At 47.2% G+C, this 21,813-nt stretch carries 23 protein-coding genes and 1 tRNA gene; 21 read left to right on the top strand and 3 right to left on the bottom strand.

Going from position 1 to position 21,813, the window contains the following annotated elements; all coding sequences use genetic code 11:
• Positions 1-12 precede the first annotated feature (12 nt).
• The 20 genes from HZ996_09070 (at position 13) to HZ996_08975 (ending at position 14,900) form a co-directional block, all read left to right on the top strand.
• Complete coding sequence (locus tag HZ996_09070) at positions 13-861, top strand: C1 family peptidase (GenBank protein QTN39282.1); 849 nt, start codon at positions 13-15, stop codon at positions 859-861.
• Positions 862-894: 33 nt separating this feature from the next.
• Positions 895-2,022 carry a peptidase C1 gene (locus tag HZ996_09065; protein ID QTN39281.1) on the top strand — a complete coding sequence of 376 codons (1,128 nt, stop codon included), beginning with the start codon at positions 895-897 and terminating at the stop codon, positions 2,020-2,022.
• A 14-nt stretch (positions 2,023-2,036) separates the two neighbouring features.
• Positions 2,037-2,453 carry a hypothetical protein gene (locus HZ996_09060; protein QTN39280.1) on the top strand — a complete coding sequence of 139 codons (417 nt, stop codon included), beginning with the start codon at positions 2,037-2,039 and terminating at the stop codon, positions 2,451-2,453.
• Between the two features lie 62 nt (positions 2,454-2,515).
• The gene (locus HZ996_09055) at positions 2,516-2,821 is read left to right on the top strand and encodes a protease inhibitor I42 family protein (GenBank protein QTN39279.1); all 306 of its coding nucleotides are present in this window, start codon (positions 2,516-2,518) and stop codon (positions 2,819-2,821) included.
• Positions 2,818-3,249, top strand: a complete 432-nt coding sequence (locus tag HZ996_09050; protein QTN39278.1) for a phage tail protein — start codon at positions 2,818-2,820, stop codon at positions 3,247-3,249. Before HZ996_09055 ends, HZ996_09050 begins: the two co-directional genes overlap by 4 nt.
• Positions 3,246-3,632, top strand: a complete 387-nt coding sequence (locus HZ996_09045) for a hypothetical protein (GenBank protein QTN39277.1) — start codon at positions 3,246-3,248, stop codon at positions 3,630-3,632. The genes HZ996_09050 and HZ996_09045 overlap by 4 nt, the downstream gene beginning before the upstream one ends.
• 70 nt (positions 3,633-3,702) lie before the next feature.
• On the top strand, positions 3,703-4,449 hold the full coding sequence (locus HZ996_09040) for an HAD family hydrolase (protein QTN39276.1): 747 nt from the start codon (positions 3,703-3,705) through the stop codon (positions 4,447-4,449).
• Complete coding sequence (locus HZ996_09035; protein QTN39275.1) at positions 4,446-4,934, top strand: YkgJ family cysteine cluster protein; 489 nt, start codon at positions 4,446-4,448, stop codon at positions 4,932-4,934. Before HZ996_09040 ends, HZ996_09035 begins: the two co-directional genes overlap by 4 nt.
• A gap of 4 nt (positions 4,935-4,938) precedes the next feature.
• On the top strand, positions 4,939-6,339 hold the full coding sequence (xseA, locus tag HZ996_09030) for an exodeoxyribonuclease VII large subunit (GenBank protein ID QTN39274.1): 1,401 nt from the start codon (positions 4,939-4,941) through the stop codon (positions 6,337-6,339).
• Positions 6,317-6,526 (top strand): exodeoxyribonuclease VII small subunit, encoded by a 210-nt coding sequence (gene xseB / locus HZ996_09025; GenBank protein QTN39273.1) that lies wholly within the window; start codon positions 6,317-6,319, stop codon positions 6,524-6,526. The genes xseA and xseB overlap by 23 nt, the downstream gene beginning before the upstream one ends.
• A 216-nt stretch (positions 6,527-6,742) precedes the next feature.
• Positions 6,743-8,158 (top strand): anthranilate synthase component I family protein, encoded by a 1,416-nt coding sequence (locus HZ996_09020; protein QTN39272.1) that lies wholly within the window; start codon positions 6,743-6,745, stop codon positions 8,156-8,158.
• Positions 8,155-8,718, top strand: a complete 564-nt coding sequence (locus HZ996_09015; protein QTN39271.1) for an aminodeoxychorismate/anthranilate synthase component II — start codon at positions 8,155-8,157, stop codon at positions 8,716-8,718. Before HZ996_09020 ends, HZ996_09015 begins: the two co-directional genes overlap by 4 nt.
• Positions 8,719-8,720: 2 nt before the next feature.
• Positions 8,721-9,710 carry an anthranilate phosphoribosyltransferase gene (gene trpD, locus HZ996_09010; GenBank protein QTN39270.1) on the top strand — a complete coding sequence of 330 codons (990 nt, stop codon included), beginning with the start codon at positions 8,721-8,723 and terminating at the stop codon, positions 9,708-9,710.
• The gene (gene trpC, locus HZ996_09005) at positions 9,707-10,501 is read left to right on the top strand and encodes an indole-3-glycerol phosphate synthase TrpC (GenBank protein QTN39269.1); all 795 of its coding nucleotides are present in this window, start codon (positions 9,707-9,709) and stop codon (positions 10,499-10,501) included. The genes trpD and trpC overlap by 4 nt, the downstream gene beginning before the upstream one ends.
• Positions 10,498-11,124, top strand: a complete 627-nt coding sequence (locus tag HZ996_09000; protein ID QTN39268.1) for a phosphoribosylanthranilate isomerase — start codon at positions 10,498-10,500, stop codon at positions 11,122-11,124. The genes trpC and HZ996_09000 overlap by 4 nt, the downstream gene beginning before the upstream one ends.
• Positions 11,121-12,287, top strand: coding sequence for a tryptophan synthase subunit beta (gene trpB / locus HZ996_08995; GenBank protein QTN39267.1), 1,167 nt, complete (start codon positions 11,121-11,123; stop codon positions 12,285-12,287). The genes HZ996_09000 and trpB overlap by 4 nt, the downstream gene beginning before the upstream one ends.
• Positions 12,284-13,063 (top strand): tryptophan synthase subunit alpha, encoded by a 780-nt coding sequence (locus tag HZ996_08990; protein ID QTN39266.1) that lies wholly within the window; start codon positions 12,284-12,286, stop codon positions 13,061-13,063. Before trpB ends, HZ996_08990 begins: the two co-directional genes overlap by 4 nt.
• Complete coding sequence (aroF, locus tag HZ996_08985; protein QTN39265.1) at positions 13,060-14,073, top strand: 3-deoxy-7-phosphoheptulonate synthase; 1,014 nt, start codon at positions 13,060-13,062, stop codon at positions 14,071-14,073. The genes HZ996_08990 and aroF overlap by 4 nt, the downstream gene beginning before the upstream one ends.
• Before the next feature lie 121 nt (positions 14,074-14,194).
• Entirely contained in the window at positions 14,195-14,695 is a 501-nt protein-coding gene (locus HZ996_08980; GenBank protein ID QTN39264.1) for a DUF2911 domain-containing protein, read from the top strand.
• 131 nt (positions 14,696-14,826) lie between these two features.
• Positions 14,827-14,900, top strand: a tRNA-Arg gene (locus HZ996_08975).
• Between the two features lie 230 nt (positions 14,901-15,130).
• Here HZ996_08975 and HZ996_08970 read toward each other — a convergent pair.
• Together HZ996_08970 and HZ996_08965 are read right to left on the bottom strand one after the other, a co-directional pair.
• Positions 15,131-17,281, bottom strand: a complete 2,151-nt coding sequence (locus HZ996_08970) for a S9 family peptidase (protein ID QTN40029.1) — start codon at positions 17,279-17,281, stop codon at positions 15,131-15,133.
• A 31-nt stretch (positions 17,282-17,312) separates the two neighbouring features.
• Positions 17,313-18,980 carry a hypothetical protein gene (locus HZ996_08965; protein ID QTN39263.1) on the bottom strand — a complete coding sequence of 556 codons (1,668 nt, stop codon included), beginning with the start codon at positions 18,978-18,980 and terminating at the stop codon, positions 17,313-17,315.
• Positions 18,981-19,175: 195 nt separating this feature from the next.
• On the opposite strand from HZ996_08965, the gene HZ996_08960 reads away from it, so the two are divergent.
• On the top strand, positions 19,176-20,492 hold the full coding sequence (locus HZ996_08960) for a hypothetical protein (GenBank protein ID QTN39262.1): 1,317 nt from the start codon (positions 19,176-19,178) through the stop codon (positions 20,490-20,492).
• A gap of 7 nt (positions 20,493-20,499) precedes the next feature.
• Here HZ996_08960 and HZ996_08955 read toward each other — a convergent pair whose 3' ends face one another.
• Complete coding sequence (locus HZ996_08955) at positions 20,500-21,777, bottom strand: hypothetical protein (GenBank protein QTN39261.1); 1,278 nt, start codon at positions 21,775-21,777, stop codon at positions 20,500-20,502.
• Positions 21,778-21,813 lie beyond the last annotated feature (36 nt).

Below are 21,813 nucleotides of genomic sequence, written 5' to 3'. Positions count from 1 at the left end.
ATGCGATGACTGATGTCCATGCCTTTGCAAGGGATGGGTTGGATGCCCGACCTGCCCAGTTTTAAAGATTTCAGACCGAATTCAACGGCCGATAAAGCCCTGAATCCGGTGGAGAAACTGCTCGAGAAAACAGAGTTCCGGAAAGACAAAAGACCAGAGCTCGTCGACAATAGAGGGTTTTTCCCACCCATACAACAACAAGGTTCACTCGGGAGCTGTACTGCCCACGCCGGAACCTCACTTTACTGCTACTATCAACAACGCGCGCACGGGCGTCATGAACTAGGTTCCCGCCTATTCTTGTATAAAGTGACGCGCAATCTGCTGAAATGGACGGGTGATACCGGAGCTTATTTACGCACTACAATGGGCGCGATGACCCTTTTCGGTGTGCCCCCTGAGGAGTTTTACCCCTACGACATTGCTAAATACGAAGAGGAGCCTGAAGCATTTCACTACGCTTTTGGACAAAACTTTCAAGCGCTAACTTATTTCCGCTTTGACGGTGGAGATCGTCGAGGACAAGCCCTTGTTGAGGATCTCTGTCAAGCCATGGCTAGTGGATTGGCTATAATGTTCGGATTCAGCGTCTACGACAGCATTCAGCAAGCACAACTCAATGGAGATATCCCCGTTCCGCAAGAGGGCGATCGACTCCGCGGTGGCCATGCCGTAGTGATGTGTGGCTACGACGACAACCGCAACGGCGGTTCCTTTCTCATTCGAAATTCATGGGGCACGGAATGGGGCGAAGACGGCTACGGCTGGCTCCCCTACGACTATGTCCGACGCTACCTCACCCAGGACTTCTGGACCATGCTGAGCGCCGAATGGGTCAATACTGGACAATTCTGTCAATAATAAATCACCTAAGTCTAACTCAATTTTTATCCAATGGAAAAAGGACAAAAAGCCCTGAAAGCACTTCAGGACACCCTCTCCCAGGAGAATGCCTCTTGGGAAGCGGGATCAAACTTCATGTTGGAATTGACGGCCAAGGAGCAGCAAGCTTACTTGGGCTATACGCCCGGGCCCGATGAACCCAACATGGAAGAAAAAGAGGCCCTTTCGGCCCAAAACTTTCAATCGTACCTCACGGCAATGAGCGGTAACGACGGCGGTTTCGGAGCACCCGGGGCCTATGATTTACGCAATGTAAACGGTGCAAATTACATCACTCCGGTGAAAAACCAAGGGAGTTGTGGAAGTTGCGTCGCCTTTGGAACCGTTGCAGCGGTCGAAGGAACTGAACGACGAGCCAAGAACAATCCCAACCTAGCGGTGGATTATTCAGAAGCTCATTTATTCTACTGTCACGCACGCTCTGAAGGACGGCGATGTGGTGGTTCCAACGGAGGTTGGTGGGTCCCACCAGCTCTCTCGCATTACCAGAACACGGGTGTAACGGACGAGGCCTGCTATCCGTACACAGCGGGTGACCAGAACTGCAGCGGACGTTGCAGTGATTGGGCCAGTCGAGTGACGAAGATCAGTGGCAGCACTGAAATCACCAACATCAACGCCATGAAGGACTGGATCTCAACCAAAGGTCCACTGATCGCATGCTATACAGTGTATTCAGACTTCTTTGGCTACCGAACTGGAGTCTATCGCAAATCAGCAGGAGCAACCTCAAGAGGGGGGCACTGTGTCTGCGTTGTTGGCTACAGTGATGCGCAACAAGCTTGGATTTGCAAGAACAGCTGGGGTACCGGCTGGGGAGACAATGGCTATTTCCGTATAGGATACGGTCAAGTTGGCATCGACAATAAAATGTGGGGCATCAACGGAATAGTAGATACCGGCTGGTTGAACAGCGTCAAGGTCACTGGACTCTGGGTACAGCAGAACAACCGGAACGCTTGGGCCTACATCACGGGTGAGGGATGGAAGAAAATCTCGAACCGCGATGAGAACGGCTTCATCAACCTCGTGGCTCAGCTGACCACAGCAAAAGCGGGTAATCGCAGCTGTAAGCTCTACATCAATAAAGGCGAAATCACCACCGCCTACGTGTGGTAATAAAGCAATAAAAAATGGCTAAAAAATCAACAAAACCAACAGATACGCCGCCAGATACAACTAAGGCGGCACAAGCTACCCCAGCGGATGCACCCAGTGTAGACCCGCCTTCAGAAGGGGTTAATTCCGGGGCTTTTTCCACCGAAGAACGACCCGCGCAGATACCGCCCGAAGAGTCTTTTGGAAATGACCAAGAGGCCTTCGGCTCCGGTACTTGGCACAATGGAAAGAAGATCACTTCGCTCTACGGAACCGATGGTGCGCGCAATTCGTGGGCGTATATCTCCGGGATGGGCTGGAAGAAGTTCGAACCTGACCACAACAGTGCTGTCGCTGCCTTTACTATTGTTGCCGGCATGGCCGAAAACAAGAACAGGACAGTGAATATTAAGCTGGAAAATAACCGCATTACTGAAATGTACGTGTGGTAATTTCCTCAATTTGGGCCGGCAGGAGTATCGTACTCCTGGCGGCTTTTTTTACCTTTCAAGGAATGGAAGTCGTCTACTTTGAAGATCCTCGAAATCTCCAGCTGAAAACCGGGGATGCCTTTGTTTTGGACCTGCCCTATCTCGGAGGCACCGGATACCAATGGGAGTGGTCAAGTGATGAATTACTTGAGAAGGTAGAAGAAGAATACGTGGAAGAAAGCAATGCTCCAGGAGGTGGCGGAAGAATGCGCTACACTTTTCGAGTTAAAGCAACTGGGACCACTTCTATAGAACTGTTCTATTGGCAGCCTTGGTCCGGAAAAGAAAGCATCGATAAAACATTAACCATTGAAATAGCAGTATTATGAGTTACCCCCTTCCCTCCTTTCACTTTACCGTACAATGGGGCGGTTCCAAAATTTCCTTCGCGGAAGTGAGCGGCCTATCTATAGAAGTCGAAGTCATTGAATATCGCGGTGGTGCTGAAGCCGTTTACAGCCCGTCAAAAATGCCTGGAATGGTCAAGTATTCTGACATCACCCTGAAGCGTGGAACCTTCGCTGGTGACAATGAATTTTTCGATTGGATGAAGACCATTGAACTCAACAAGGTTCAACGTCGGGATATTCTGATCCAGTTGCTCAATGAGCAGCACGAACCAGTTCGCGTCTGGCAAGTCAAAGACGCCTTCCCGCGAAGAGTGGAATTTGGAGATTTGGTTGCGGATCGCAGTGAATGGGCCGTGGAAAGTCTAACGATTGCCCATGAAGGCATGACCGTTCAAGACCCCAAATGAAAGCATCCCCGAACATAGCGCTCGTTTTTGAGGTCGAAGGGCAAGTACTGCATTTCAGGCTTTTGAATTTTGGTTCCGAATTAGTTCAGGATTTACGCATCAACTTCAGCAAGCCCATACTCGGTGCAAAATACTTGGTTGGTCGCCGTAAAATACACCGCCGTATAGATCGCTTGAAGCTCTTCAAGTCTGGAATTGACATGTATCCCGGGCAGGAGTTTTCAGGCTTTGTGGATCATTTCCAATCGTACAAGGAGCGGAAACAACCTTTAGATTTTCATACTCAAGTCAATTACCGCCTTGTAAATAGCGGTAAGCAGCAATATACGTTGGAGCATCATTTGGACATCTGGTCGGACCTGCCCACCTTTCGGAAAACTTAATATTCGCTTTTCTTTGAATTCACTTAATTTTAACCGCCTAAACCGAACCTAAAGCGTTTCCGGCGGACCAATGAATCTTGTGATATTCGATATAGACGGGACCATTACCAAAACCAATCCCGTTGATGAAGCCTGCTTTCGAGCCACGGCCAAAGATATCTTCGATCGAAAAATTGATCGGATAGATTTCAATGAATTCAAGCACGTTACGGATAGCGCCATTGTTTTTGAGCTGTACCAAAAGTACCTGGACCGCAATCCCAGCTACGATGAATACTACGAGTTTCGGGCACGCTTCAAGAAAAATTTAAAGAAGACCCTTAAGGATCAGAGCAACAGCTTTGAACCGGTGGACGGCATCCAGACGCTATTGCATGAAATTAAAGCCCATCCTAAATGGGCCTTTATCATTGCTACGGGATCGTGGCGCTTTTCTGCGAAATTCAAACTTGAAAGCTCTGGGTTTTACTACAAGCAGCTCGATGTTGTGACGGCTGACGACGGATTGACCCGGGATCGCATTGTTCAAAAGGCCATTGAAAAGAGTAAAAAGGAAAACAAAGTGGATTCCTTCAAGCGCCTGGTCTATGTAGGCGATGCCACGTGGGACATTAAGTCTTGTTACAACCTGAATATTCCATTCATTGGTATTGAAGCAGAAGAAAACGACAAGCGCAAAGAAGAACTTGGAAACTACTTGACCATGCATCAATATCCTGCGCTTAAGGATTTCTTGAAGATCACCAAACAGGCCAAGGTCCCTGCACTCCCCTTTGTAGAGCCTCTTTTCCGCGAAGAGGACAACTCAAAGTCATGAAGTCCGAATACCGGACATACCTCGATCAAGCAGAGAGCGAACAGAAGAGCATTAAAAAGAAGCTCTCTCAGTGGAAAAGGAAAACGCCCAATCGGCTTGACGATGAATTTCACGAAGCGCATGAAGAGGCCTTTGAAAAAATCGACTGTCTAGAATGTGCCAATTGCTGTAAAACGACAAGCCCAATTTTTATCGACCGCGATATTGACCGAATCGCCGCCCACCTCAGGCTCAAGCCATCTGCCTTTATTGATCAGTACCTCCGCATGGATGAAGATGGAGACTACGTGTTGCAATCTTCTCCGTGCGCATTCTTAGGACCAGACAACTACTGCTCCATCTATTCTGTACGCCCTAGAGCCTGTCGGGAATACCCCCATACAAATAGAAAAAACATGCATCAGATCCTCCAATTGACCGGCAAGAATACGGAGGTTTGCCCAGCGGTGGCCCGCATTGTTTTGCAATTGAAGTCCTATCTTTAGGCAGATGCCGGAGACGCAAAACGAAAAGAAAATTTATCGCCTCGAAGAGATCAGTTCCAGCCTGGAACGCATGATCCAGCAATTTTATGGGGACAAGTTTTTCTGGATTCGTGCCGAAATCTCTGAATTCCGTATTGCCCCCAGTGGTCACGCATACTTGAACTTGGTCGACGCCAATGAAGAAGTCGTCCGGGCAGAAATGCGCGGTATGATTTGGAAGACAGCTCTAGATTCCATCCGAAAGGAGCTCGGGTCCGAATTTGAACCACTCATGAAGCCCGGTACTGAAATCGTCTTCCGCGCCGGAATCCAATTCAGCAAGCGTTTTGGCCTGAGTCTGACCGTTCTTCAAATTGACCTGGGTGCCGTATTGGGCGACATGGAAAAACGCAAGCGTGAAACTATTGAGCGCCTACGGCGCGATGGCCATCTCCACACCAACAAGGCGCTTTCCGTCCCCCCAGTCATCCAACGCATCGCGCTTATCGGAGCTCCGGATAGTGCTGGACTTCAAGACTTCATGCAACAGCTTCAGACCAACGAATGGGGCTTTGACTTTAGGGTCGACGTATTCCCAACCCTCGTTCAAGGAGAAAAAGCTCAAGGAGAAATTATCTCCGCTCTGGAACAAGCACAGCTCAAGGACTACGAATGCATCGCACTCCTCAGAGGTGGTGGTTCAAAGATTGACCTAGATCTGTTCAATCAAGAACCCTTGGCCTTGGCCATTGCTCGTTCCCCGCTTCCAGTCATGACGGGAATAGGCCATGAAACCGATGTCAGCGTGGCGGATATGGTTGCTCATACATCCGTGAAAACCCCCACTGCCCTAGCCTACTACTTCATTGATCGAGCATCAGATTTCCTTGGTCGCCTCAATCATCTGAATGAGTCCTTACAGGCCGCCATACAGGTGGTTCGGCATCGGGAATCATCGCGTCTTCAGGAGGCGCATTCCATCCTAAAGCAAAAACCGCGCACTGCGCTGCAGTGGCAAAAGATGCAACTCGGCACAGATACTCAGCTGTTGGCTCGGTTGGGGCAGCAAAGAGTAGCAACGGCCCGTGAGGGCCTGGAAAAGAATAAACGCCTCATTGCCCTTGAAGGAGAGCGACTTCTGACAGAAGCACCCCGAGAGCTTCGACTCATTCGTGAGCAATTGATGCACTGGGCACCGCTCAGAATACAAAGGGCACAAGATCAACTCGGTTATTTGCTTTATCGGCTAAGGGCCGTAGCTCCGGACCAAGTTCTTCAATTCGGATACACCATGACTCGAGTGAACGGGGCATGGTTGAAGAAGGATACGGAAGTTGAGGTCGGCGATGAAATGATCACCGAAACGATAAACAAGAAAATTACCAGTACTATTACCCAAATCGATGAGCGAAGAACTGAACTATGAGCGAGCCTATGAGGAGCTCAAGGCAATTTTAAGCGACCTTCAAAACGACGACGTTACCGTCGACCAACTCACAGAGAAAGTGAAACGCGCGAAGCAGTTGTTGGAGTTTTGTCAAAAGAAATTGGCTGATGTCGATGCAGATGTCAGCGGACTTTTGCAGGATCTCAAGGGTTCTGAAGAAGGCTAATTCTCTGATTTTCAATATGATTAAGACAAACTTTCATTTTTTTTCGAAAAGTGCTTGCGGATCCATGTTTCGTGATTTACTTTTATCCCAGCATATGAACAGAACTATTTCAAATAACTGGTGGTGGACTTCTTTCAATCCTGAAGAGAAGCGCTAAACGTATGCACATAAACGAATTCAAAGCCTGCTTCTCGCAGGCTTTTTTTATGCCCTAAAATGAAGAACTACCACATACATCAAATACATGAGCGGCTGCTCGCAGATACGCAGACGCCCGTAGGCATCTACCTCAAGCTTCGGGATCATTTCCCGAATAGTCTGCTGCTTGAAAGCTCGGATTACCACTCAAAAGCCGACAGCTTGAGCTTCATATGCCTGCAGCCCATGGCCGGTTTCGAAGCTCGTGGCTTGGAAGTACGGATGGAATACCCCGATCAAAAAGAGCAAATACTGACTTTGGAAGAAAAAGAAGAGCTTTTGCCCTTGTTGGAAGGATTTATTCAGTCGTTTAGCCCATCTGCCTCCTCACTTCCATTCCATACCCAAGGTTTGTTTGGTTATTCCGCCTACGAGGCGGTTCAGTACTTCGAAGATCTCGAGTTGGTGAATCGCCCCAGCACGCAAAAGGACAATCCTGACCTCAAGTATCAGCTGTTCGAGTTCGTGATTGTTATCGATCACTTTAAGAACGAACTGTACTTGGTACAGCATGGCTCTGAAGATTTGGAGCCCTCTAACGAAGCCTTTACTCGCCTGAAGTCCTTGCTGAGGATCAATCACAGTGCGCCATTTTCTTTTGAGCTGATCGGCCAAGAATCAAGTTCCACGGAACCCGAGGAGTTCTTGAAAATGGTTGAACGAGGAATTCAGCACTGCCAACGTGGAGATGTCTTTCAAGTGGTTCTCTCGCGTTCTTTTCACCAAGGCTTCCGCGGCGATGATTTCAACGTTTATAGAAGCTTAAGGAGTATTAATCCTAGTCCCTACCTTTTCTATTTCGACTACGGCAGCTTCAAAATATTCGGCTCATCTCCTGAATCGCAATTGCAGGTTTCTTCGGGTTCCGCGTCCATTGACCCCATTGCAGGTACGGCACTTCGTACGGGAAATAGCACGTCAGATGCTGAGGCTGCAGAAAGATTAAAGGCGGATCCCAAAGAACACGCCGAGCACATGATGCTGGTGGATCTAGCGCGCAATGATCTGTCTAGACATTCTGATGCTGTAGAAGTCGAAGAATGTGCCGAGATCCAGTACTTCTCCCACGTCATTCATATGGTGAGTAAGGTTAAAGGGTCTCTGCAAACAGGCGCAAGTGGCCTTCGTGTTTTTGCCGATACTTTTCCAGCCGGAACACTGTCCGGCGCCCCAAAGTACCGGGCGATGCAAATCATTGATGATCAAGAGGGTGACACCCGAAACTTCTATGGCGGTGCCATTGGCTTTTTCGGCTTTGACGGTTCCGTAAATCACGCGATTATCATTCGCTCTGTGCTGAGTAAGAACAACACTTTGACTTTCCAAGCGGGTGCTGGTGTCGTTGTGGAGAGTATTCCTCAAAACGAGCTTCAAGAAGTGGATAATAAAGTGGCGGCTATGCGCAAGGCCATTCAAAAAGCAGAGCAAATATGAGCGTTCTCGTCTTAGACAATTACGACAGCTTCACCTTCAACTTGGTGCACATCTTGAGAGAACTAGAGGTGCCTCACCAAGTCTTTCGAAACGACAAAATTTCGGTTGCTCAAGCAGCTGAATTTGAGAAGATCCTCTTTTCACCTGGACCGGGAATTCCCGAGGAAGCCGGGCATATGCCTGAAATCATTTCAAAGTATCTAGGAAAAAAGCCTCTTCTCGGTATTTGTCTGGGCCACCAAGCCATTGCCGAGTGCTTGGGGGCTGAGCTCGAGAATATGGACAAAGTCTATCACGGGGTGGGCACAGAGATTTTCCGGACCGGATCTTCTGTCCTCTTGAACGGATTGCCTCAAACCTTTCAGGCCGGGAGATATCACTCTTGGAAAGTCAAAGGAACCCGACTTCCTGAGCATATAAAAATTACTGCGGCCGATAAAGAGGGAAGCGTCATGGCCCTTGAAGCAGAAGGACTTCATGCCTACGGGGTCCAATTCCATCCGGAGAGCATTCTGACTCCTCTTGGGAAGGAAATCATTCAAAACTTTACAGAGCTCTGAACATGAAGGATACGCTACAGTACTTATTCGAACACAATACACTGACTCAAGTCGAGGCCAAGGATCTGCTCACAGAGATTTCGGCTGAGAAGTTCGATCCCTTTCAGGTTGCCGCATTTCTAACCGTCTTCAGAGTACGTGGAATTACCGTTCAAGAATTGAGTGGTTTCCGGGAAGCTCTATTGGAATTGGCCAGCCCTGTCGATTTAGAAGCCTACAACCCCGTTGATCTTTGCGGAACCGGAGGGGACGGCAAAGACACGTTCAACGTCTCCACCTTATCGTCATTCGTCACCGCCGGAGCGGGTGTTCGAGTGGCAAAGCATGGAAACTACGCGGTTAGTTCTTCATGCGGCTCCTCCAATGTCATGGAATACTTGGGCTATCAGTTTACGGGCGATGAAGGTGAGCTTCAAAGGCAAATTGAGGAAGTGGGAATTTGCTTTCTGCACGCTCCCTTATTTCATCCGGCCATGAAGGCCGTAGCTCCTATCAGACGAAGCATGGGTGTTCATACCTTCTTCAATATGCTCGGACCAATGGTCAATCCCGCTCGGCCAAAACGACAGCTTGTCGGGGTTTATTCTCTAGAGCTTCTTCGTCTATATCATTACCTGTATCAGCAAACAGACATAGACTATCGGATTGTACACAGCTTAGACGGATACGACGAGATTTCACTAACCTCCGGAAGCAAGGTCCTTTCTCCTCAATCAGACATGGTTCTGTACCCTGACGACTTTGGAGCAGAAACACTTCAACCTGAAGCATTGCACGGAGGACAATCCGTAAAGGAGGCTGCTGCCATTTTTATGAATATCCTCGAAGGGAGTGGAACAGATGCTCAAAATGCTGTGGTTATTGCAAACAGCTCCTTAGCCATTTCATCGGCAAACCCACAGAAGTCTCTTCAAGAATGTCGTGTAATGGCCCAGGAGTCACTGACAAGTGGAAACGCCTTGAACGTATTTAAACGCCTTATCAAATCATGAATATTCTAGACGAAATCATCGCTCATAAACGCGCTGAAGTTGCTGAAAGCAAGGAGATTCGACCTGTTAAACTCCTAGAGAAGAGCATTTTCTTCGAAACGGATTGTGTTTCCATGAAGCAGTACATCACAAGGCCTGATAAGGTTGGAATCATAGCAGAAATCAAACGCGCTTCACCCAGTACGGGAACTCTGCATGAGCATGTGGATGTAGAACAGCTCAGCATCGGCTATATGCAGGCCGGAGCTTCGGCCTTGAGTGTGCTGAGCGATTCCAAGTACTTTAGCGGAAGTCTTAAAGACGTTGAGGTCGCCCGGAAATTCAACTACTGTCCCATTTTACGAAAAGACTTTGTTGTTTCTGAGTATCAGATTATTGAAGCAAAAAGCAGTGGAGCCGATTGCATTCTATTGATTGCTGCAGCTCTTAGCCCTCAACAGTCTAAATCCCTGGCCGGATTCGCTCGTAGTCTAGGGTTAGAAGTTCTTCTCGAGGTCCACAATGAAATCGAAATTCAAGATCATCTGAACGAGCATCTGAATTTGGTCGGTGTCAATAATCGAGACCTCAAGACCTTCTCAACATCCATCGAGAACAGTATTCGTTTGTCGTCCTTAATTCCAGATCACTTTTGTCGGATAAGCGAAAGTGGCATAAAGTCGGCAAAGGAAGTCTTGACATTAAAGGAAGTTGGATTCCAAGGCTTCTTAATTGGGGGATACTTTATGCAGCACGCTCAGCCCGAGCGAGCATGTGCTCGTCTTGTCAAAGAAATAAATGACCACAAATGATTGTCAAAATTTGCGGCATGCGGGATCCGGATAACATCAAGGCAATTTCTGCTCTCAAACCCAATTTGATGGGCTTCATCTTCTATGAGAAATCAGCCCGATTCGTTGATTTTGAGGGCATTCCTCTTGCTCTTGTGGAGGTTGATGCCACCGTAGAAAAGGTTGCCGTATTTGTCAATGAAGACATGAAACAAGTCGAACGAATTACGAGGGAGTACGATTTTGATTTTGTACAGCTGCATGGTGATGAAACCCCTGATTATTGCTGTCAATTGGCCGAAGGAGGAATCCGAATCATCAAAGCAATTTCTGTAGGTCTAGAAATTCCATTTGATACGCTGAAAAGTTATGAGCCGTACGTCGAATATTTTCTATTTGATACGCGAACAGCAAACCGCGGTGGCAGTGGAAAGCACTTCAATTGGGACTTACTCAAGAGGTATCCTCTGTCAACCCCTTTCCTTCTAAGCGGCGGAATCAGCGAAAATGACATCGAAGAAATTAAAGATTTAGAATTGAGCTATTTGGCGGGGGTGGATGCCAATAGTCGGCTAGAAACAGCACCGGGGCTCAAAGATATTGATGCCTCAAAAGAATTGATCAATCAAGTTAGGACAGTATGAAATACACCATTGACCAAAAAGGATTCTATGGATCGTTCGGTGGAGCATTCATTCCTGAAATGCTATATCCCAATGTTCATGAACTACAAGATACGTACGTAGAGCTTCTCTCTTCCGCATCATTTCAAGAAGAGTTTCATGCTTTGTTAAACGAATATGTTGGGCGACCCACTCCATTATTCTTAGCAGAGCGTCTGAGCGAGCACTTCGGGGCCGAAATCTATCTCAAACGTGAAGACCTCTGTCATACCGGTGCGCACAAAGTGAACAACACCCTAGGGCAGGTTCTCCTCGCCGAAAAGCTCGGTAAAAAGCGAATAATTGCAGAGACTGGGGCTGGACAACACGGTGTCGCCACCGCCACTGTTTGTGCGCTCAAGGGCTTGGAATGCATCGTTTATATGGGTGAAAAGGACATTGAACGTCAAGCTCCGAATGTAGCACGAATGAAAATGCTCGGTGCCGAAGTTCGTTCTGCTACGAGTGGCAGCCGGACGCTTAAGGACGCAACAAACGAAGCTATACGAGACTGGATCAACAATCCAACGGACACGCACTACATCATTGGTTCAGTAGTGGGGCCACATCCCTACCCGGATCTAGTGGCCCGTTTGCAGTCTGTCATTTCGCAAGAGATTACAAACCAATTGGTGGGAGACCCCACCCATGTCATCGCGTGTGTAGGCGGAGGATCGAATGCCATCGGGGCCTTTTATCACTTTATTGAAGACGAAAGCGTAAAGCTCATTGGTGTAGAAGCTGCAGGTGAAGGCGTCACTTCTGGAAAATCCGCAGCAACTCTTGCTCTAGGAACCCCTGGCGTACTGCATGCATCCATGACCTATGTGATGCAAACCTTGGAAGGTCAAGTTGTAGAACCGCATAGCGTCTCGGCCGGGTTGGACTACCCTGGGATTGGGCCATGGCACGCACATCTTCATTCAGAAGGACGGGTCCAATACGACAGCGTAACGGATCAAGAGGCCTTAGAAGCCGCTCTTTTCCTTTCGAGACTCGAGGGTATTATTCCTGCATTGGAAACCGCTCATGCCCTAGCCTACTTAAGTAAGATGAAGCTCGAACATGGTAACCGTGTGGTCATAAACTTGAGTGGTCGAGGAGACAAAGATTTAGCCACATACATGAATCATTTTAGTCTATGAATAAGCTGAAGAAGAAACTCCAGGATAAGAAATCCCAACTGCTTAACATCTACTGTACTGCTGGCTTTCCAAACCTGCACGATCTGCCGAAGATTGCGAACACGCTTTACGAATCTGGAGCAGATATGATCGAGGTAGGCATCCCATACTCCGACCCCATTGCCGACGGCCCAACAATTCAAGCGAGCAATAGTGTCGCCTTGGAGAATGGAATTACCATGGACCTCATTTTTGACCAAGTGAATAAGTTCAAGGAGGACATGCCTAAAATATTAATGGGCTACTTGAACCCTGTGCTCCAATACGGGTTTGAAAAATTCGTATTGAAATGCTCGGAGGCCCGGGTAGACGGTGTCATTCTACCTGATTTGCCTCTGGAAGTTTACGAGGAGCAATACAAGCTTCTGTTCGAGGAATACGGAATCAGCTTTATTTTTCTGATTACTCCTGATACTTCCCCGGAACGAATAGCGCGGATTGACGAGCTTAGCTCCACCTTTATCTATGCGGTAAGCTCATCCAGCACTACAGGAAAAGGAGATGGAATCAAAAGTGCCGTCCCATACCTCAGTAAGATCCGAAAGCTATCCTTGAAGCATCCCGTCCTCGTTGGATTTAACATTTCTACTCCATCCGATTTAGAGCTCGTACACACCTATGCACCCGGCGGAATCATCGGATCCGCCTTTATCAAATCCCTGGTCGGTCATAACGATGTCGAATCAGCCAGCAAACAGTTCGTCGAAAAGATGACTAAAATCAACACGATGTCATGATTATAAAACTTGAAGGCAATATTTCGTCCGCATCAGAACAAGCACTTGTGCGTGAATTGAATCAACTGAGTATTGAATCATATCCCGTTCGAACCCAGGTAGCCAACTACCTCATCTGTCTGTGCAAGGAGGAGTTCGACATACGTAGAATTGGTGCTATGCCCGGCGTAGAAGATCTTCACCGCGTTAGTGGCAAGCATAAACTCGTCAGCAGTAAATGGAAAGTCGGGCGATCATCCATTGACATCGGGGGTGGAGATTTTATTGGCGGAAATGGTCTGACCGTTATGGCCGGCCCCTGCAGTATCGAGAGCGAAGATCAAATACGGAAGGTGGTGACTCAACTCGTGGATAAAGGCGTAACCGTCATGAGAGGAGGCGTTTATAAACCCAGAACCAGCCCCTACTCTTTCAGGGGTTTAGGGATTGAAGGGCTAAAGCTCTTTCATTCCATTTGTCGTGAAAACGGAATCAAGATCATCACCGAAGTAATGGAAGCCAGTCAAATAGACGAAATGATGGACTACGTTGACATTTTTCAGGTCGGGGCTCGCAACTCCCAAAACTTCAATCTCCTCGAAGAATTGGGTCAAATTGATAAACCGGTGATGATCAAACGCGGCATTAGCGGAAGCATAGACGAACTGTTGTACTCTGCTGAATACGTATTTAAAAATGGAAATGAGAAGGTCATTCTATGTGAACGGGGTATTAGGACGTTTGAAACCTCATCTAGAAACACCTTGGATTTAAATGCAGTGCCTATTCTTCAGGAGAAATCACACTTGCCTGTTGTTGTCGATCCTTCACACGGTATTGGCATTCGAAAGCACGTTATTCCTATGGCTTTGGCAGGGGTAGCTGCTGGTGCCGATGGATTAATCGTGGAAATTCACGAACGACCAGAAAAAGCTGCGACAGACGGGCAGCAGACGCTAGACTTTGATCAATTTAATGAGCTCATGCTAAAAGTCCGCGCTATTTCTCAAGCTATTCGAACAGCGGTTTGAACAACGAACGCTATTCTCAGTTAGATAGTCCGTTAATCACTTGTTCAGAATGAGTCCAGTAAGGATCCGTTCGAACGAATTCCATAAACGAACCGAACCATATCGGACTAAATTCATTCAAATGAAGAAAATTACTGCCCTTCTCTCCTTCTTCCTCATTCTAGGAGGACTGACTACCGAAGCACAAAACAAAAAGAGCCCGTTCCAAACGACACAAGACAAAATTGGTAATGTTGGAGTGACCATCACCTACAATGCTCCTTCAGTACGTGGACGTACCATTTTTGGTGATCTTGTTCCTTACGATAAGGTATGGCGCGCAGGGGCCGACAAAGCGACTACGATCACCTTTACAGAAGACGTGACCATCAACGGTAATAAAGTAGCTGCAGGTAAATACGCTTTCTTCACAATGCCCAAAGAAGAGGGCAATTGGCCAATCATGCTTAATTCTCAAGCGGATCAGTGGGGGGCATACAATCTGGATACGGAGAAAAACGTATTGGAATCAGAAGCTACTGTTACTGAAATTGAGCCTGTTGAGATGCTCAAATACAGCGTTTCAGATGGTATGATTCACTTGGAATGGGCAACGACCCGAATCTCATTCCCTGTAGAGTAACACTCCTCTTATAGTTTACAGAGGCGCTGTGATTTGTCGTGGCGCCTTTTTTTATGCTCTATAATTGCTAATCCTAAATGCCTTCTCGGTATTGAAAAGGCAATGAATGTATTATCTTTGCACCCCTTCGAGGTCCCTTAGCTCAGCTGGATAGAGCATCTGCCTTCTAAGCAGACGGTCACAGGTTCGAATCCTGTAGGGATCACTAGAACAAGCAAACAGCGGATGGCAGTAGCCATCCGTTTTTTTGTGCTCTAGATTCAGGTCGAGCTTGCTCTGGGCAGAGGCTAGACAACAAAATACGAGCGAAGCGAGCTGTTTGCTCGCAATAGTGATCAGCCCGCCTATTCTTGCCCCGAGCATCGTGAGGGGCAAAATCCTGTAGGGATCACTAGAACAAGCAAACAGCGGATGGCAGTAGCCATCCGTTTTTACTTAATCCTGCAGGTATCGATCGAAGTATTCGATCAACTTACCAAAGAGATAGCGATCGTAATCTGACTCACGACTCCATCCGTGGGTTGCACCAGGTGCAAAGGCAAAATCGAAGTCCTTGCCCTGTTTAATCAGTTCTTCAGCAAGCACAGTCGTGGTCTTAAATGGCACCACATGATCCTGCATACCGTGGATGAATAAAAGTTTGTCCTGGAGGTTCGCTGCATACCTGAGTGCCTTTCTTTCAAAAACCTCTGGGTGTGTTTGTGGGGTACGGACAATCGCAACATCGTCTGTGCCAAAAAATATTGGGTCCACAGCAGCAGCGGCGGCCACGCCAACCTGGAATAAGCCTGGCTTCTTCAAAAGTGAATAAACGGAGAGGGTGCCACCGTAACTGCTACCCCAGATACCGATGCGATCTGGATCAACAAAATCTAGCGACTCCATGTAGGCCACCGCACTTGCATAATCTTCTATATCCTGGTCTGCAAAGCCCAAAAGGAATTCTTCACGAAATGCGCGACCATATCCATTGCTGCCCCGAGAATCTACTTGCACAACAATATATCCTTTCGCGACCATCAGTTGCTGGATAAGGCTGTAGTTTCCGGCCCAGCGGTTTCTTGCTGTATTCGAGTACACAGGCCCAAAAAGCACGGGATACTTCATGTTGGGCTCCAGGTCCGCAGGTTTTAGAATCCGTGCATGGAGTGTATAGTCATCTACAAGACTCGGGAAACTGACATATTCTGCACCCACCCAGGTTCTCCCTGTGAAAGTCGGCAAGGGCGAGTGTGTTACTCGCCTGGCTTTACTGCCCCTACTGCCAACTGCGTATAGCTCGGGCGGTGATGTATCGTCACTATGCATGAACACCAAGCTCTGGCCATCAGGTGACGGATAGCCAACGTTACGACCAGCCAGAAATGTTAGCTGCTCAAGTTCGTTTTGAGACTCGTTCAATCGATAGACATGTTGTTCGTACGGATTGACACCGTTGCCCTCATAAAACAAGAGTTCACCTCTAAAATGAGGTACAGACAACACATCGTAGGATGGATCTGTTAAAAGTTGTGAGTCTCTCTCGGAAGATGTTGCGTCAATCTCATAAAGACCGTAACGATCACCCATATCACTCAAGAATACGACCTGCTGCCCGTCGGGATGCCAGTTAGAGCCAAAAGATGTGTACATACGGCTCTCTCTGACACCTTTCCAAATCTCACGTGGTTGGCTTTCTCCTTCCGCCAAGAGGAATAATCTACGTGTAACAGCATCGTCGGATGCAACATCAATCAGCAGAGCACCTTTTGATGACCAGTTAAAGTCGATGATCTGATTAGCGCTCGGATCAGGCAAATCAAGATATAAGATAGTTCCGTTTTCCACATCAAGTAAGCCAACCCTGCGAATTTCGTTAGGATCACCAGGGTAGCTTCTTCGAATTTCATTCGGATTCGTTTCGTCAGCGAGGTAATCTGGAAAGGGCACCTTGCGCATCTCGCGTCTGTCCACTTCGTGAATCACGATCGTTTTGCCATCTGGGGACCACTTATACGTTGGGCCACTCCAGATGCCCGGACCAATTTCTCGTTCTGGTCGGTTGTAGCGTCCTTTACCCAAATTCGAGAGACTTGCAATGCCAATGCTGGTGAGCTGGCGATTCTGTTTACTGACTAGATCAGCGAGCCACAAATCACCTTGGCTTATATAGGCCAATTCATCACCCTTTGGTGAAATCGACAAATCATGTGCACCTATCTCTAAGGTCATCATTTCGAAATCTTCTCCTTTGCTCAGGGTTGTCCGCCAAATGCTCCTTCCCCTTAGGCTGATAATGGTGTTAGCATCAATCCAGACAATATCGCGCACTGAAGGAGAGTCCGTACTGGAAATGAGTCGCAACTCTTTTCCCTCTTTGTTGGCTACCCAAAGGCCTCGCCCAGGAGTTCCTGGTTCACTCCATGAAAAGGCGAAATGTTCGCTATCAAGGGCCCATACAGGTCGCGAAGGAGTTGTTCCTGTCAGTTTTGGTGAAGAGAAAAGCTCATCAAGAGTAAGCTTATCATTCTGAGCTTTAACCGCAATGGTCAGGGCCATGAGTAAGGCCGTTACGAACCATATTCGCCAAAAAGTGATTTTTTTCATCGACATGTACTAACAATATTCTAAAACCTACTCACTTCATCATGACCATATGATCGGACTTACCCGTCAATTCCCATTGGGTCAAGGCTACAGGGATATTTCCAATGCGATTGATACGGTCAAAGAAATCGACGACTTCAAAAGTCTCACCATTTAACTCTTTGATTCGGGCGTACTCCGCCATAGCGTCTTCCAGCAAGTACTTTCCAGTGATATAGCTTGTGCCATAACCCGGTTGTCTCAAATACAAGTGCTGCTCAAAGATCAACAACTCCTTCTCCGTTTTCATCCACCCTCGAGGTGTGTATTCTGAATGTATGCCACCGGCCTCTTCCATGGTCATTTCGTTGGCATGGGCATAAAGAGAGCCCAATCCTCTTGCGGCTCTTTGCGCAATCATAATGTAGACGATCTCACGAACCCTAGGATCATCATCATATAAGCCGGCATCCATAAACATTTCTTCCACTGCAGTCGCAACACCTTCATTTCGTGAATCGAAGATATTGTACAACAGTGGCCCTCTTCTGATCTCACTGGAGTTAGGCTCTTTTTCCATTCTAGCCAATTCAAACCAGTGGTAAAAGTGAGAGAAAAGCGGGCGTGGGTCAAAATGAGAAGTGATATAGAAGAAATTTCTGGTCTCAACTGGGACAAAACTGCCTAAATGTTCTCTTAGCGCTGGATCGAAGTAATCTTTAACCGTCACGATATCCTCATCCTCTAAGAAACCAATCAAACTCCTTGCTGCGCGATCGGCAAGCTCATCATAGCTCTCAGGTGAATCTGCTGCGACCAGTTTGGGGAGATCACGATTACGATGTTCCTCCAATTTTAAGGCAGACCAAGCACGCGCAACTTCCCTTTTCAGAACCATCACCTCATCTTCCCAAGTAAGTGGAACCAAATGCACATTTTGCAAATACCACGTATAGTTATCCTTTCCTATACCAGAGGGGCCAGTCTTCTTATCGGATTCTGCCTCTAGCCATTCTGCCAATTCAATTGTAGAAGATTGAGCCTTTTCAATTGCGGACATAAGGTCTCTATCATCAGCTACGCCTGCTGCGCTTTTCATATTCTCGAGTACCTCTGACTGCTCTTTGATATCTCTTATCCCCGTGATCCAGAGGTCCCTGGCATTCCCGGTAAGATTCTTTTGAGCTTGTGCGTTTAAGGGTGGGATTACGGCCAGATCATTGAGCATTCTGTTGCGTTCACCATTACTCAATGGAAATTCATAGGTCCACAATTCCAAGGTCTCATGATGCGTGGGGCCCTCATGCGCTGGTACATCGCTCTTATAAGTCCAAACAGTCTTGTAGAAAGCGGGGTCGCGTTCCCATGGCTTCAGCACTCGATAGTTAAAATCAAAGCCATTCATCTCTGCCCATACGACCATCCAATCTACTTTGTTGGGAATTGACCAGCCTGCAGTGTCAATCGCTGCATGCCGCGCTCTTAATTGATCAAATGCAGGCATTCTCTTAGTGAATGTCGCTTGGCGATAATCGGGTGCTCCTTCCAGCTTTGGAGGGTTTTCAAAGGCTCTCCAGTCTCTAAATAAAGTAATCAAATCCTGATAGTCATTGGAAGAGAGGATTTCAGTTTCCGCTTCCCCAGAGCTTTCTTTCTCAGAGGTTTGACAACCAAAAAAGAGCACGACTAAAAGCGGAAAAAGGACGGTAGGCATTCTCATGTTCTAAGGGAAGAATTATGTTGTTCGGGTAACAGTGAAAGGTGAAGGTTTGCTTAAATCGGCAGGCACCGAAAACATTTGATGACAAGATAAGAAAGCTCAGTAGTTCGGGCGAGAAGGCGATAAGAATGAAGCTACTAGTAGGGGTATTAAGCTATTTCATCCGTAATTTCGAGCGGATCAAACTTGCGAAACATGAATGCTCCAAGAGCCACTCTTATTTTACTATCCTTACTTATTCTAGTCTCCTGCGCTCCAAAGAATCAAGAGCAATCGAGCCAAGGCATCACCATATCAGAAATTCGGCTGACCGAGGAAGGCTACCGCATTTATTTAAATGACGAAGAATTCTACGTAAAAGGCGCTGGCTTGGAATACGGCAATATGGAGGCCCTAGCCGCCCATGGAGCCAACTCTTTCAGGACTTGGAGAACGAAGAATAAGAAGCGTACAGGGATTGAAACCCTTGACGCGGCTGATGAACTAGGACTAAAAGTGGCTATGGGATTGCATTTGGGTCTGGAGCGACATGGATTCAACTACGACGACGAGCGCGCAGTTGCGAAGCAACTAAAACGCGTTGAGTCTGAGGTCAAAGCCTTAAAGGACCATCCGGCACTATTCCTCTGGGTCATCGGAAACGAACTCAATCATCACTCAGAGAATCCAAAAGTATGGGACGCAGTAAACGATGTAGCTAAAATGATTCATGAGCTGGATGGAAACCACTTGTGCACTACCCCACTCGCCGGCATGAAGCCAGAAGTAGTTCGGCTAGTTCAAGAACGAGCACCGGAACTCGATTTTATAAGTGTTCAATTGTACGGGGAAATTGAAATCTTACCCGAACTCATTGAAGAATCGGGCTATACAGGTCCTTTGCTGGTCACGGAATGGGGTGCCACCGGCTACTGGGAAGTGGCCAAGACGGAATGGGGAGCACCTATTGAAAATACCAGCTCAATTAAAGCAGACCTGTACCGAAGTCGATTCGAGAAGTCTATAGCCGGTCAATCCGAACAAGTCATGGGCTCATTTGCCTTCCTATGGGGACAAAAGCAGGAGCGGACACCAACTTGGTTCGGGATGTTCATGCCCGATGGTCAAGAATCTGAAGCAGTGGATGCCATGCACCAAATATGGAAGAGTTCGTGGCCTGAGAATAGAAGCCCTCGCCTTCACGATTTCAAACTGGATGGCAAGGATCCCGAAGAGAATATTCGATTAAAGAAAGGAGAAACCTACATCGCCAAAGCCTCAGTAAGCGACTTCGATAAAGACCCCTTGAACTTTAGGTGGGAAATTCTAAGAGAGAGCACAAGCAAGGCTACGGGAGGCGACCCTGAACCCGTACCGGAGCGGATTGAAAACTTAATAAGCCTGCCGGCCGATAGCGTTACACAGCTCACAGCTCCTCCTGAGAGCGGCGCGTACAGGCTATTTGTATATATCGAAGATGGCCAAGGACACGTGGCACACGCCAACATTCCTTTCTGGGTCGAAGCCGACTAAAGTTGGCTTATTCGTAGGATACGATTCGCGTCCAATTCGGAAGATGGTGATACCCTTCGTTTTGGGACTTCAAGACATTCTTGTAGATCACCTCATCGTTTTGAATCACCCAAAGTAAGCCAGTGTTTTGTTCTTCCACGAAATACGTTTGGTGATCGATAAACTCAACCAAGCCTTCACTTTTCGTAAAGATTCGATTCGCTTTAAAAATGGAATCACCTACAAAGTCAAAGGCTTTACTCGCCATGTTATAACGGACAATATTGGAATAGTAGTCCCCGCCATCTACAGCCTTTTTAATATTGGACTTCATAGGCTCAAACCCTTTCAGAATTAGCTCGGCATACACGTTATTATTGTGCAGAACCAGGGTGCTGTCATCCAGGATATCAATATCGTGCTGGTTGACGAAGGGGCCTTCGAAATAGTTGATCAATTCATTCGTCGAGGGACGATAGTGCAAAATCATAGAGATGTTTCGAAGGCTGATGAAGATGTCATCTTCTTCAAAATAGGGACCCGACCATAAGGCTGGCTGAACATCATTTAAATGCCAAGGGTCCCTAGTATTCGGCGTCTTGAAAATATGATTCCCCAAACCATTCTCTTCCATGATTTCCGTGATGGACTTATCGAACATCATTTCGCCCGTTTCCAAACTGTACTTACTAATACGGTAATCGTTGTAATAAACTTCCTTGTCACCAATTGAGATACGACCTGAAGCCTTAGGAAGAGCTTTCGTACACGCCCAGATATCGCCGTCCTTGTTTTGATTCATTCCGTGGTGGATCACCAATGAATCATTTTTCCAAACCATCTCCCCTTCTGGATTCAAGCGTATGAGGCCAGGCTTGGCTTTATAAGCGTAGTTGTAGATCAGGGATCCGTCCTCCAGCAAAATGGGGTTGACAATTCGAGCAATTTCATCCCACGGATTTTCAATGGTCCAACTCCTCAAAACCGAATCATTTCGGAGATTCATGACCTTCACAGTCCGGTCCCCATTATTCTCCGAATGCGAGAATAAGACAATCAAATCCCTCTCTAGCTCGTTCACCGACTCGAACTTTTCATAGGTTTTGATGAAGGTTTTCGGAAGGGTCTTGACCTCTTCTACAGACTGTTTGAATAGATCCGGAAAGGAATACATGAATTTCACCGGTTCTGTAATGAACCCGAACTTCTTGTTCTTCGTAGAGATTTCTTTGACCGTCCATCCGAATAGGGACAACAGAAATAAGGCAATGATAACCGTTGAAAATATTTCTAGTACTCGCTTCATTCTATGCAGACTTTAACGCCCTTTAATTGAGGGCCG

Source organism: Cryomorphaceae bacterium (assembly GCA_017798125.1).
Classification (GTDB): domain Bacteria; phylum Bacteroidota; class Bacteroidia; order Flavobacteriales; family ECT2AJA-044; genus ECT2AJA-044.
Note: the sequence above shows the minus strand (reverse complement) of the source record. Positions and strands in the feature narration are given on the sequence as shown.

What these genes read in the sequence shown, in the direction of transcription:
- HZ996_09070 (QTN39282.1), top strand. Translation starts at nt 13, where the DNA reads ATGTCCATGCCTTTGCAAGGGATGGGTTGGATGCCCGACCTGCCCAGT.
- HZ996_09065 (QTN39281.1), top strand. Translation starts at nt 895, where the DNA reads ATGGAAAAAGGACAAAAAGCCCTGAAAGCACTTCAGGACACCCTCTCC.
- HZ996_09060 (QTN39280.1), top strand. Translation starts at nt 2,037, where the DNA reads ATGGCTAAAAAATCAACAAAACCAACAGATACGCCGCCAGATACAACT.
- HZ996_09055 (QTN39279.1), top strand. Translation starts at nt 2,516, where the DNA reads ATGGAAGTCGTCTACTTTGAAGATCCTCGAAATCTCCAGCTGAAAACC.
- HZ996_09050 (QTN39278.1), top strand. Translation starts at nt 2,818, where the DNA reads ATGAGTTACCCCCTTCCCTCCTTTCACTTTACCGTACAATGGGGCGGT.
- HZ996_09045 (QTN39277.1), top strand. Translation starts at nt 3,246, where the DNA reads ATGAAAGCATCCCCGAACATAGCGCTCGTTTTTGAGGTCGAAGGGCAA.
- HZ996_09040 (QTN39276.1), top strand. Translation starts at nt 3,703, where the DNA reads ATGAATCTTGTGATATTCGATATAGACGGGACCATTACCAAAACCAAT.
- HZ996_09035 (QTN39275.1), top strand. Translation starts at nt 4,446, where the DNA reads ATGAAGTCCGAATACCGGACATACCTCGATCAAGCAGAGAGCGAACAG.
- xseA (QTN39274.1), top strand. Translation starts at nt 4,939, where the DNA reads ATGCCGGAGACGCAAAACGAAAAGAAAATTTATCGCCTCGAAGAGATC.
- xseB (QTN39273.1), top strand. Translation starts at nt 6,317, where the DNA reads ATGAGCGAAGAACTGAACTATGAGCGAGCCTATGAGGAGCTCAAGGCA.
- HZ996_09020 (QTN39272.1), top strand. Translation starts at nt 6,743, where the DNA reads ATGAAGAACTACCACATACATCAAATACATGAGCGGCTGCTCGCAGAT.
- HZ996_09015 (QTN39271.1), top strand. Translation starts at nt 8,155, where the DNA reads ATGAGCGTTCTCGTCTTAGACAATTACGACAGCTTCACCTTCAACTTG.
- trpD (QTN39270.1), top strand. Translation starts at nt 8,721, where the DNA reads ATGAAGGATACGCTACAGTACTTATTCGAACACAATACACTGACTCAA.
- trpC (QTN39269.1), top strand. Translation starts at nt 9,707, where the DNA reads ATGAATATTCTAGACGAAATCATCGCTCATAAACGCGCTGAAGTTGCT.
- HZ996_09000 (QTN39268.1), top strand. Translation starts at nt 10,498, where the DNA reads ATGATTGTCAAAATTTGCGGCATGCGGGATCCGGATAACATCAAGGCA.
- trpB (QTN39267.1), top strand. Translation starts at nt 11,121, where the DNA reads ATGAAATACACCATTGACCAAAAAGGATTCTATGGATCGTTCGGTGGA.
- HZ996_08990 (QTN39266.1), top strand. Translation starts at nt 12,284, where the DNA reads ATGAATAAGCTGAAGAAGAAACTCCAGGATAAGAAATCCCAACTGCTT.
- aroF (QTN39265.1), top strand. Translation starts at nt 13,060, where the DNA reads ATGATTATAAAACTTGAAGGCAATATTTCGTCCGCATCAGAACAAGCA.
- HZ996_08980 (QTN39264.1), top strand. Translation starts at nt 14,195, where the DNA reads ATGAAGAAAATTACTGCCCTTCTCTCCTTCTTCCTCATTCTAGGAGGA.
- HZ996_08970 (QTN40029.1), bottom strand. Translation starts at nt 17,281, where the DNA reads ATGAAAAAAATCACTTTTTGGCGAATATGGTTCGTAACGGCCTTACTC.
- HZ996_08965 (QTN39263.1), bottom strand. Translation starts at nt 18,980, where the DNA reads ATGAGAATGCCTACCGTCCTTTTTCCGCTTTTAGTCGTGCTCTTTTTT.
- HZ996_08960 (QTN39262.1), top strand. Translation starts at nt 19,176, where the DNA reads ATGAATGCTCCAAGAGCCACTCTTATTTTACTATCCTTACTTATTCTA.
- HZ996_08955 (QTN39261.1), bottom strand. Translation starts at nt 21,777, where the DNA reads ATGAAGCGAGTACTAGAAATATTTTCAACGGTTATCATTGCCTTATTT.